15 protein-coding genes and 2 pseudogenes are annotated in these 10,741 nt (G+C 54.6%); 10 read left to right on the top strand and 7 right to left on the bottom strand.

Annotation, left to right across the window (positions count from 1 at the left end; genetic code table 11):
* From B5F34_RS16645 to B5F34_RS16600, 10 genes and pseudogenes are all read left to right on the top strand, one after another.
* Nucleotides 1-330, top strand: a pseudogene (locus tag B5F34_RS16645) (hypothetical protein); the annotation flags it as partial.
* Nucleotides 331-333: 3 nt separating this feature from the next.
* Entirely contained in the window at nucleotides 334-1,359 is a 1,026-nt protein-coding gene (gene traJ / locus B5F34_RS16640) for a conjugative transposon protein TraJ (RefSeq protein WP_087340890.1), read from the top strand.
* Between the two features lie 127 nt (nucleotides 1,360-1,486).
* Entirely contained in the window at nucleotides 1,487-2,110 is a 624-nt protein-coding gene (traK, locus tag B5F34_RS16635; protein ID WP_004322024.1) for a conjugative transposon protein TraK, read from the top strand.
* Between the two features lie 16 nt (nucleotides 2,111-2,126).
* On the top strand, nucleotides 2,127-2,390 hold the full coding sequence (locus B5F34_RS16630; RefSeq protein WP_087340895.1) for a TraL conjugative transposon family protein: 264 nt from the start codon (nucleotides 2,127-2,129) through the stop codon (nucleotides 2,388-2,390).
* Nucleotides 2,359-3,687, top strand: a complete 1,329-nt coding sequence (gene traM / locus B5F34_RS16625; RefSeq protein ID WP_204245633.1) for a conjugative transposon protein TraM — start codon at nucleotides 2,359-2,361, stop codon at nucleotides 3,685-3,687. Before B5F34_RS16630 ends, traM begins: the two co-directional genes overlap by 32 nt.
* An 87-nt stretch (nucleotides 3,688-3,774) precedes the next feature.
* On the top strand, nucleotides 3,775-4,767 hold the full coding sequence (traN, locus tag B5F34_RS16620; protein ID WP_087340894.1) for a conjugative transposon protein TraN: 993 nt from the start codon (nucleotides 3,775-3,777) through the stop codon (nucleotides 4,765-4,767).
* Entirely contained in the window at nucleotides 4,764-5,321 is a 558-nt protein-coding gene (locus B5F34_RS16615; protein ID WP_087340888.1) for a conjugal transfer protein TraO, read from the top strand. The genes traN and B5F34_RS16615 overlap by 4 nt, the downstream gene beginning before the upstream one ends.
* A 3-nt stretch (nucleotides 5,322-5,324) precedes the next feature.
* Nucleotides 5,325-6,236 carry a toprim domain-containing protein gene (locus B5F34_RS16610; RefSeq protein ID WP_204245632.1) on the top strand — a complete coding sequence of 304 codons (912 nt, stop codon included), beginning with the start codon at nucleotides 5,325-5,327 and terminating at the stop codon, nucleotides 6,234-6,236.
* A 6-nt stretch (nucleotides 6,237-6,242) separates the two neighbouring features.
* The gene (locus tag B5F34_RS16605) at nucleotides 6,243-6,734 is read left to right on the top strand and encodes a DUF3872 domain-containing protein (RefSeq protein ID WP_087340887.1); all 492 of its coding nucleotides are present in this window, start codon (nucleotides 6,243-6,245) and stop codon (nucleotides 6,732-6,734) included.
* On the top strand, nucleotides 6,731-7,261 hold the full coding sequence (locus tag B5F34_RS16600) for a lysozyme (protein WP_087340886.1): 531 nt from the start codon (nucleotides 6,731-6,733) through the stop codon (nucleotides 7,259-7,261). The genes B5F34_RS16605 and B5F34_RS16600 overlap by 4 nt, the downstream gene beginning before the upstream one ends.
* A gap of 480 nt (nucleotides 7,262-7,741) precedes the next feature.
* Here B5F34_RS16600 and B5F34_RS16595 read toward each other — a convergent pair whose 3' ends face one another.
* From B5F34_RS16595 to B5F34_RS16565, 7 genes and pseudogenes are all read right to left on the bottom strand, one after another.
* Nucleotides 7,742-7,948: a hypothetical protein gene (locus tag B5F34_RS16595; protein ID WP_055220760.1), complete on the bottom strand. Its 207-nt coding sequence runs from the start codon at nucleotides 7,946-7,948 to the stop codon at nucleotides 7,742-7,744.
* Between the two features lie 60 nt (nucleotides 7,949-8,008).
* The gene (locus B5F34_RS16590) at nucleotides 8,009-8,254 is read right to left on the bottom strand and encodes a hypothetical protein (RefSeq protein ID WP_032570576.1); all 246 of its coding nucleotides are present in this window, start codon (nucleotides 8,252-8,254) and stop codon (nucleotides 8,009-8,011) included.
* Nucleotides 8,251-8,472 (bottom strand): DUF3873 domain-containing protein, encoded by a 222-nt coding sequence (locus B5F34_RS16585; protein ID WP_021963145.1) that lies wholly within the window; start codon nucleotides 8,470-8,472, stop codon nucleotides 8,251-8,253. Before B5F34_RS16585 ends, B5F34_RS16590 begins: the two co-directional genes overlap by 4 nt.
* Before the next feature lie 11 nt (nucleotides 8,473-8,483).
* Complete coding sequence (locus B5F34_RS16580; protein ID WP_087340892.1) at nucleotides 8,484-8,741, bottom strand: hypothetical protein; 258 nt, start codon at nucleotides 8,739-8,741, stop codon at nucleotides 8,484-8,486.
* Between the two features lie 27 nt (nucleotides 8,742-8,768).
* Entirely contained in the window at nucleotides 8,769-10,100 is a 1,332-nt protein-coding gene (locus B5F34_RS16575) for a PcfJ domain-containing protein (RefSeq protein WP_087340891.1), read from the bottom strand.
* Between the two features lie 4 nt (nucleotides 10,101-10,104).
* Entirely contained in the window at nucleotides 10,105-10,521 is a 417-nt protein-coding gene (locus B5F34_RS16570) for a PcfK-like family protein (RefSeq protein WP_072542216.1), read from the bottom strand.
* Nucleotides 10,522-10,538: 17 nt separating this feature from the next.
* A pseudogene (locus B5F34_RS16565) lies at nucleotides 10,539-10,741 on the bottom strand (hypothetical protein); the annotation flags it as partial.

Below are 10,741 nucleotides of genomic sequence, written 5' to 3'. Positions count from 1 at the left end.
GTGGACAACTACCGGCGTATGCTCTCCGACGAGAACTACACGCCGGAGGAGCTTGCCGCCATCTCGTCGGGCTACGCCATGCTGATAGACGAAAGCTCGGACGTGCTGCAAGACCTGAAGAACGTGGTGAACGTCACGGGGATGTCGCTCTCGGACGCGGAACGGCTGGCAATCATCGACAACGCCTACCGCAGCCTGATGAACTACCGCAACCTCGTGCGCTACTACACGGGCAAGACCATCTCGGTGAGCTACCTGCGGGCAAGGAAGAAGAACGACATGGACCGGGTGATGTCGCTGTACGGAACGGCTAACGAAAGGTACTGGTAGGCTATGGGAGAGTTCGACAACCTTCACCAGATACTCCTTTCGCTCTACGACGAGATGATGCCGCTCTGCGCAGACATGACGGGCGTGGCGAAGGGGCTTGCCGGGCTGGGCGCACTGTTCTACGTGGCGATGCGCGTATGGCAGTCGTTGGCACGAGCCGAAGCGATAGACGTGTACCCGCTGCTGAGACCTTTTGCATTAGGTCTGTGCATCCTGTTCTTCCCGACCATCGTATTGGGCACGATGAACAGCGTGCTGAGTCCCATCGTGCAGGGTGTACACGGGATTCTCGAAGAACAGACCTTCGACATGAACGAGTACCGGGAGCAGAAGGACAAACTGGAGTACGAGGCGCTGATGCGCAACCCGGAAACCGCCTACCTCGCCTCGGACGAGGAGTTTGACCGGCAGCTGGACGAACTGGGCTGGTCGCCCTCGGATCTCGTGACGATGACGGGGATGTACATGGACCGGGCGGCGTACAACATCAAGAAAAGCGTGCGTGACTGGTTCCGCGAACTGCTCGAACTGATGTTCGCCGCAGCTGCGCTCATCATCGACACGCTACGGACGTTCTTCCTCGTGGTGCTGTCCATACTGGGACCGATAGCCTTCGCCTTCTCCGTGTGGGACGGCTTCCACTCGACGCTCTCGGCGTGGTTCAGCCGCTACATACAGATTTACCTGTGGCTTCCCGTGTCGGATTTGTTCAGCATCATACTGGCGAAAATCCAGATACTGATGCTCCAGCAGGACATCGAGCGTATGCAGACCGACCCGAACTTTTCGCTGGATGCAAGCGACGGGGTGTACATCGTATTCCTTATCATCGGCATCGTGGGTTATTTCACCATACCGACGGTGGCGGGCTGGATTATCCAAGCCGGAGGCGGCATCGGCAGCTACAACAAGAACATCGGGACCGCCGGGGCTTTGGGCGGCAGCGTGGCAGGTGCAGCCGCAGGAAACGTGGCGGGGCGTGCCGGGAAGCTCATCAAGGGAACGGTTGGAAAGGTGTTCAAGAGGTAACAGCCGGAACGGTCGAAGTGGCACTTTGGGGTTGCCTATGTGCCACTTTGACCTCCCCGAAGTGCCACATCGGAAAAAGGATACCGAAACATGATTTTACAAACAGAAAAAGAAAGACGAAAAGAAAATGGAATTCAAATCACTAAAGAACATCGAGACGAGTTTCCGGCAGATACGTCTGTTCGGCATCGTCTATACGGCGGCCTGCGCCCTCGTGGTGGTCTGCTCGGTGGTGTGCGCCTTCCGCTTCGCCGAGGCACAGCGGCAGAAGATATACGTCCTCGACGGTGGCAAGAGCCTGATGCTCGCGCTCTCGCAGGACCTGTCGCAGAACCGTCCGGCGGAAGCGAGGGAACACGTGCGCCGTTTCCATGAGCTGTTTTTCACGCTCTCGCCGGAGAAAAGCGCGATAGAGCACAACGTGAAGCGTGCCCTGCTCTTGGCGGACAAGAGCGCGTACAACTACTACGCCGACTTCGCCGAAAAGGGCTTCTACAACCGCATCATCGCCGGCAACATCAACCAGGTGCTTCAGGTGGACAGCGTGGTGTGCAACTTTGACCGCTATCCCTACGAGGCGAGGACATACGCCCGTCAGATGATTATCCGCGAGAGTAACGTGACGGAACGCACGCTTGTGACCGCCTGCCGCCTGCTCAACGCGAGCCGCTCGGACGACAATCCGAACGGATTTACCATCGAGGGCTTCACGGTGCTGGAGAACAAGGACATCCGGACCATAGAAAGATGATGCGCGTATGGGAAAGATGAAAACTCTGATTGAAGGCTTGAAAGGCGGGGTACGCAGGAAACTGGAAGCCCTGCCGCCGAAGGCGCGTCTGGGGATAGTCCTCACGGCATTTGCCGCTTTCGCCTCGCTCTGCCTGTACATGACCGTCACCGCCATCGCCGGTTTCGGCAAGGGGAACGGGGCAATGGAGATACGGCACATCGAGAAATTGGACCTGCCTGTGCAGGAGAATATGAACCTATATAATAATGTGTATGGAAAAGGAACAGAAGAAAAATGAACAGAAAGAGAAGAAGCCGCTGACCGAACAGCAGCGGCAGCAACGCAAGAAGATGCTGGTCTATCCGCTGATGGGACTGTTGTTCCTGGGCTGCCTATGGCTCATCTTCGCACCGTCCTCCGAGGACAGGGAGAAGGCAAAGCAGGGTCAGGGATTCAACACGGACATGCCCCTGCCCGAAGACTCGAAAATCATCGGTGACAAGGCGAAAGCCTACGAGCAGTTGCAGTTGGAGAACCGGCAGAAGGAACGCCGGGGCATGGTGGGCGACCTGTCCTCGTTCTGGCACGACGGCGCGGAAAAGCCGGACACGGCGGCTGCATCGGACGACTACCGCCTGACACAGACGGAACCGTCCGGGAATGAGCGTGCTGACAAGCGACAGGCGGGCATACGCACCTCCGCTGCCGCCTATGAGCGGCTGAGCACTTCGCTGGGCACGTTCTACGAGCCGCCGAAGGAGGACCGGGAAAAGGAGGAGCTTCGGGAACGCATCGACGAACTGGAAGCCATGCTGATGGCGCAGGAAGGTAAGCCGTCCTCGATGGAGGAACAGGTTGCGCTCTTGGAAAAGTCCTACGAACTGGCGGCAAGATACCAGAACGGGAAGGGCAATGCCGGGCAGAGCGCACAGCCCGAAGGGACGGAAACATCCGCCAAGGCTGACGAAAGGAGCATGAAGGCGGAACCGGTAAGCGGGGTGCGTCCGGCAGTGGTATCCGCCTTGCCGCAGCCCATGACGGACTCGGCTTTTATCGCGGACTACGCAGGTGAACGGAACTACGGTTTCCACACCGCCATCGGCACGGCGGAAGCCTCGGAAAAGAACACCATCGCCGCCTGCGTGCAGGGCGACCAGACCCTCACGGACGGGCAGACGGTGAAGCTCCGGCTGCTGGAGCCGATGCGCGTGTCGGGGTGCGTCATTCCCCGGAACACGCTCCTTGTGGGCGCGGCACGGTTGCAGGGCGAAAGGCTCGGCATCGGCATCACCTCGCTGGAACACGGGGGAAGCATCATCCCGGTGGAACTGGAGGTGTACGACAGCGACGGGCAGGCGGGGATCTTCATACCCGGCTCGATGGAGATAGACGCGGCAAAGGAAATCGGGGCGAACATGGGCAGCTCGCTCGGAAGCAGCATCAACATATCGACCGACGCGGGGGCGCAGCTCGCCTCCGACTTGGGGCGAGGGGCGATACAGGGCATCTCGCAGTACATCTCGAAAAGGATGCGCACGGTCAAGGTACATCTGAAGTCAGGGTACAGGGTATTGCTCTACCAAGAAAAGGAATGAACAGTCCAAAAACATAAAGGCGAAAAAAGAAAAAAAATAATCAACAAACCATTTTTTATTTACCACTAAATCCAACGTAAAATGAGTATCAAGAAAGTAATGACAATGTTTGCCCTGCTGATGGGCATCGCCTGTGCGACCTACGCGCAGGGAGTGACGAACGACAGCACCGCCACCGCCAAGGAGGACGGGCTGGAACTGGTGAAGGATGTCTATCCGCAGACGGAGGAGGACGGCGACCTGTACCACGGTCTGACGAAGAAGCTGATGTTCGACCGCATGATACCGCCGCACGGTCTGGAAGTCACGTATGACAAGACCGTCCACATCCTGTTTCCGGCGGCGGTGCGCTACGTGGACCTGGGTTCGCCCAACCTGATAGCGGGCAAGGCGGACGGCGCGGAGAACGTCATCCGCGTGAAGGCGACGGTCAGGGACTTCCGCAGCGAGACGAACATGAGCGTCATCACGGAGGATGGCAGCTTCTATACCTTTAACGTGAAGTACGCCGACGAGCCGCTTATCCTGAACGTGGAGATGAAGGACTTTATCCACGACGGCAGCACGGTGAACCGACCGAACAACGCGCAGGAAATCTACCTGAAGGAACTGGGCAGCGAAAGCCCGATGCTGGTACACCTCATCATGAAGTCGCTGCACAAGGAGGACAAGCGCAAGGTGAAGCACATCGGCTGCAAGCGTTTCGGCATCCAGTACCTGCTGAAAGGAATATATGTCCACAATGACCTGCTGTATTTCCACACGGAAATCAAGAACCAGAGCAACGTGCCGTTTGACGTGGACTACATCACGTTCAAGATTGTGGACAAGAAGGTGGCGAAACGTACCGCCATGCAGGAACAGGTGCTGTTCCCGCTCCGCGCCTACAACTACGCCGTCCGTGTAGCCGGGAAGCGGTCCGAACGCACGGTGTTCTGCCTTCCGAAGTTTACCATCCCCGACGGCAAGCAGCTCGTGGTGGAGATGAACGAGAAGGACGGCGGACGCCACCAAACGTTTACCGTGGAGAACGAGGACTTGGTACAGGCTGAAACCATCAACGAGTTGCGTGTGCGATGAAAGGAAAGGTACTGTTTATTGTAACGCTTCTGTCCGTCCTCCTGGCAGGACGGGCGGAAGCCCAGCGGTGCCTGCCGAAGATGCGGGGCATCGAACTGAAAGCCGGGCTGAACGGGGCGGACGGCTATGTGCTGGGAGCCACGCTGTCAAGCTATGCCAAAGGCGGCAACAAGTGGGTGTACGGGGTGGAATATCTGCAAACCAACCATGATTATAGGAGTACGACCATCCCTGCGGCGCAGTTCACGGCGGAGGGCGGCTTCTACTACAACTTCCTGTCGGACGCGAAAAAGGTGGTGTTCCTCTATGCGGGCGCGTCAGCCCTTGCCGGGTACGAGACGGTGAACTGGGGCGAAAAGACGCTGTACGACGGGGCGCGGCTGAACAACGGGGACGCCTTCGTCTATGGCTGTGCCGCCACGCTGGACATGGAGGTGTACCTCGCGGACTTCATCGCGCTGACGGCTTCGCTCAGGGAGCGTTTCCTCTGGGGCGGCAGCATGGGGGTGTGCCATACGGAGTACGGGATAGGTGTCAAGTTCATCATCAACTGACGGATGCCTATGGACATAGAAGCGATGAAACGGTTTCCGATAGAGGACTTCCTCGCCCGGCTGGGACATCATCCCGTGCAAAGGCGTGCCAATGCCGTCTGGTACAGGTCGCCTTACAGGGAGGAGCATACGCCTTCCTTCAAGGTGAACCCGGAGAAGAACCTCTGGTTCGATTTCGGTGAGGGCAAGGGCGGCAACATCTTCGCATTGGCAGGCGAGTTCATCAAGACGGGCGACTTCCTCACGCAAGCGAGGTATGTGGCGGAAGTGGCGGGTATGCCGGCACAGGACTATGGACCGCAAAAAGCCGTTGATACGCACCGTTCCGACGGACACAGCTTCGAGGATGTGGAGGTGCTGCCTTTACAGAACCGGGCGTTGCTCCATTACCTGCAAGAGAGGGGCATACCGTCCGCCGTCGCCATTGCGAACTGCAAGGAGATGCGCTACACCACGCACGGCAAGCGGTATTTCGCCGTGGCTTTCGGCAACGAAGGCGGCGGCTACGAGATACGCAACCCGTTCTTCAAGGGCTGCGTGCCGCCGAAGGACGTGACCCTGCTGTCGGTCGGCTCGGCGACCTGCAACGTGTACGAGGGCTTCATGGACTACCTCTCCGCCCGTGCGCTGGGCATCGGCGGCAAGGAAGACCACCTCGTGCTCAACTCGGTGTCCAACGTGGCGAGGGCGTACCGCCATCTGGACGGCTACGGGCGGATAAAGTGCTACCTTGACAATGACGAAGCCGGACGGCGGACGCTGGGGGCTTTGCTTGCACGTTACGGCGATAGGGTATCGAACTGCTCCGGCATCTATGACGGGTGCAAGGACTTGAACGAGCACCTGCAAAGGGTGCTTGCCGAAAGGCAGGCTCAAAGCGAGAACGAAAAGAAAAACAAATCCATCAGACTATAACAGATTATGAACATGAATAAATTGAACCAAAAAGCGAAAAGAAACATAGTAAGAACCTTTGCTGCTCTCTGTGTGGGTATGCTCTCCTTCGGCTTCACCGCCTGTGATGATGACTTGGATGTGACGCAAGCCTATCCGTTCACGGTGGAGACCATGCCCGTGCCGAAGGAACTGGCGCAGGGTGAAACGGCGGAAATACGCTGCGAGCTGGTGCGTGAGGGCGAGTTTGACGGGGCGGTCTATACCATCCGCTACTTCCAGTTTGACGGCGAAGGCACGCTGAAGCTGGATAACGGCTTGGTATTTCTGCCCAACGACCGCTACTTGTTGGAGAACGAGAAGTTCCGCCTGTATTACACCTCGGAGTGCGACGAGTCGCAGAGCCTGACCATCACGGTGGAGGACAATTTCGGCAATGCCTTCGAGTGGGAAGTCGAGTTCAACAACGACTCGGATGCGGATGTGGCGGTGTCGGACACCTTGAACGTCAGCCGATGATGCGCAAGGCGTTGCTCCTGCTGCTGGCGGCTGCCCTCTGTGGCAGCCTGCCGGCACAGCATACGGATGAAACGGCACGGCTGCTGGCGCTGTTCAACAGCCACCCGAAAGCCGACATTGCCGTCGAACTGGTGAAAAAATACGAGGGGCTGCATGACCGTTCCGACTACCCGTATTACGGCTACGGACACCGCAGGCTGCCGAACGAGAAGCTGTCCTACGGTATGACGGAGGCGGAAGCGGAAGCCCTGCTCCGCAAGGATTTGGCGGTGCGTTACAGGCTGTTCCGCAAGTATGGAAAAGACGCCTTGCTCCTGACCGTCCTGAGCTATAACGTGGGGCAAGGGGTGCTGCTCGGTCATGGCGGGCATCCGAAAAGCAGGCTTGTCCGCAAGCTGGAAGCCGGGAACAGGGACATTTACCGTGAATACACAGCCTACTGCCGGTACAAGGGCAAAACCGTCCGCTCGATAGAGCGGCGGCGCAAAATGGAGTTCCTGCTGCTATATGAGCGTGATGAAAACTGACATTATGGCGAAAAGTGTGTCGTTATATAGAACGGCACACTTTTTGTAGTATTAATTATTGAAATCCTTGGATTTTCTCGTTCATTGATTTGGTTGAACCTCTTTTGCCTTTGGAGTTCCAATGTGTTTGGTTTTTGATAAACGCAGTAGAGAATTGTTACAAACTTATGTCAAACTCTAAAATTATGCTGACTATGGTAAGGACGTTTTTTATAAGAGTGAAGAAGGAAAAAGTGATGAAACTAATCAACGTGTTGAGGGGTATGGAGACAAGGCAGAAATGCAGTAGTTCAACATGACGAGAATATCATCCCCCTCCACCAAAAACAATGAATTCACCATATTATCATCCGCAATTTTTTTTGCGGATTTTTTATTTATCGAAGATGGAAAGCAACGGTTTCTTTGCTACTTTCTTATCCGCCTGTCCTGCTCATGAAAGAAAGTAGCGGGCGGCAATTCCTACCACCCGCAAAAGGGTCATCCTGCCATCATCCGCTTCTGTATGCGTTCAAGGGTACGCTCGGCAATGGGGCGTGTGTCCTTTGTCCAAAGGTCATAGTCATGCACGGATATTCCCACGCTCCGCAGGTCACGGATATAGCCGGACACATAATCTCCCGAAGGGAGGTAAACGAACTGCATCCATGCGTCCTTGCCGTCTGTCAGTATAAAATAGTATTTCATTTCGCTTGTTTTTTAATGGTTACAAATAAAGTGTGGGCGGTGGTTTCCACCGCCACGCACTCAAAATTCCCTCATATCAGCGATAGTCGTACAGTGTGTGAGCCATTCCTTTACGCAGGGCATGTTGTATTCGGAAGTGATGACTGCCGTATGCTCGTTTATCTGCGTAAACCTCGTACTTTCATAGTCCTCCACCCATCCTTTGAGGGTGTCAGTTCCCCATGCGTCCGCATCGGAAAACATATTGTCCAATACCTTGATTGGGTCACTGAACGTAACTATTAGCGTATCATAGCCTGCTGTCATAGCCTGTCCTCCTTCGCTTTAATCCATTCGTCACGTAACCGCCTGCACTCGTCCAGCGTGGGCTTCACGCAGGAGAACAACTCTCCGTCTGTATGGCGGTAGTCGTATTGCACGAAAGTGCGCCTTTTCCTGCCGATACTCATTTGGAAACTCTCGTATTTCTCCGTTCCTGCCGTTTGACAGGTGCTTACTCCGTTAATGGTCATTCTCGTTGTCATAGCCTTATCAATTAAAATTCAACAATCAGTAGTCTGTTCTCCAAACATTGGTCGGGGTCGGATGCTTTTCTTTGCGTCACCCATAAATGGTGTGCGCCATACCCAAAGGCGAAAAGGACATTGAAAAGTTCCTTTCGGGCGAACACCTCCATTACACCCCTTATATCCTGCTCGTTCTTTGTCAGTACAAGCGTGTTCAACAGTTCGATGAACATTTCGGGCAGCTCCTCGTGCCATCCGAAAACCATATTTTCTATTTTCACTTCCATATCTATAATTATTAGGTTGTCATACAATCATGCCGCTTCCATCCGCTGCCGTATCTGTTCGACATTGTCCTCCACCAATTTGATGATACGGTCGTGGTATTCGGTGTTGGAGTTGCATACGCCACGGCTCTGCACCACTTTCAACGTCCGCAAGTCCACTTCCACCGTTTCGATGCGCTCTCCGTCAATCCGTGCGGACAGTATCAGAGAGTTTTCATCATTGTAATAAGCATTGGTATAGACGCAATGGTGCATGGCTTTCCCTTCTTCGTAAAACTCATCCACGCTTTGCAATACCTTTACAATGATTAGTCCGTCCGTCAGTACAAGGTTGAGGAAAGCGGCTTTCTTTCGGATATACTCGTCTTTCTCTTTCGCCATATCCTCCAAACGCTTCCACTCACGTTCCAACCGCTCAGCTTCCATTGCAATGCGCTGTTGCTCCCGTTCACGCTTCAATTGGGCTTGTCTTTTCTCCATATATAGGTCGTGGGTTGCCTTGAGGTCGGTCGGGCAAATGAAATGGGGGTTGCGCAAGTCTTTTCCCAATTTCTCCAACAGATATAGAAGGTCGCACCATAATGAAATGTCGGTTATGGCATATTTGTTCCGCATAGCTATCTTGTACGAGTGCCAACACCTGTCAAGTGCTTGCGGCTTGGAGAGGAAATAGCGCAAATGCTCGATGTTGCCCGACTTCATCAGGGTTACCGCACGGCTGTCTGAAAGAATAGCCGTGAATAAGCTGTAAGGCGGTATGCCGTGCAGATTACCGTCAAATCCGTTACGCTTGATTTCGGGGATAATCCGCTGACGTGGGTAGGTGCATATCGGGTCTATGTCGTACACCCTATGTTGGTTGTTCTTGCGGATTTCCATCGGGCTGTCCTCAACCCACAAGTCATAGTAAAGGGGCGACATGCCACGCAGCCGTGCCACCGTCTCGGACTTGCCGTCGGGGGCTATCCACCGTTGTACCACCTCACAGATAGAATACTCCGCCTTTTGCCCGACTTTCTGACGGCTTCTGACGAAAAAGAAACGTATCACTTGGTAGCCTTTGCAGGTGGCGAGGATAGAGAAATACTCATTATCCGTGAACACCCTCTTTCGGGTGTCCACGATTTCCAATGCCGTTCCGCAGTTCGGGCAGGAGCATCCGCAAAGGGTGTCGGCAAGGCTGTGTCCGCTTTTCCATGCGTGTCCGCACTCCGTGCAGGTGATGATACCTTTTGCCGTCCGTCTGCCGTAGTGCTTGAAGCAATGCCGGAAAGCGTAGGTTCTCTGTGCGTCTGTCAGTTCGGGCAGGTTTGCGCTCAAACGGATGATTTCTTTCTGTATGGATGTCTTTGGTTTCATAAGTTCAGAATAATGAGAGTTCAACTTGTTGTACATTTGTCTTTTGGCTCGCCTTAGCCTTGTTGCGGTTCTGCAACTTGCGCAGTTCCTCGGCTTGGTATTGGCGGATGGCTTGCTGCCGTGCTTCCGCCTTTTCCTCGTCAGTCAGTTCTACCGTATGGTTCACGACTACTTGGCATTGCAGTGGCTTGCCCACTTCAATGTCGTCCTCGTCATAGTAGTGGACGGCTTGGGAATAGATTTCACCGTCCGTAAAGCCGTTGCAGCCGCTTTTCTGTACCCAATTGAGGATATAGGTCACGCAATCCTCTATGTTCTTGTTAGGCTTGTTGTAATTTGCTGCAAACAATTTGTCCTCCGCTGCACGGTTGTCCAGATAGGCTTGGATTGTACGCTTGAAATGGTCTGTTGTCTTGTTCATATCAGTATGTATTTTAGTCAATTGAAAAATTCTCCGTTGGATAAAAACTCATATCCGTTGGCTTCGCAATCATGTTCAAAAGCTTCCTCATCGGTGCAATACTCAACGTCCCTGCTGCAAAAGCGGAAGAAACTGCCGATGCACTCGTCCATAAGGTCATGCAGGTTCGTATGCTTGTCGGGTGCTTTCAGAAAGTCGTATATGGGCTTCAGGATGTCCA

The sequence above is a fragment of the Mediterranea sp. An20 genome (assembly GCF_002160055.1).
Lineage (GTDB): Bacteria > Bacteroidota > Bacteroidia > Bacteroidales > Bacteroidaceae > Bacteroides > Bacteroides avicola.
This window is presented reverse-complemented; position numbering and strand designations above follow the sequence as displayed.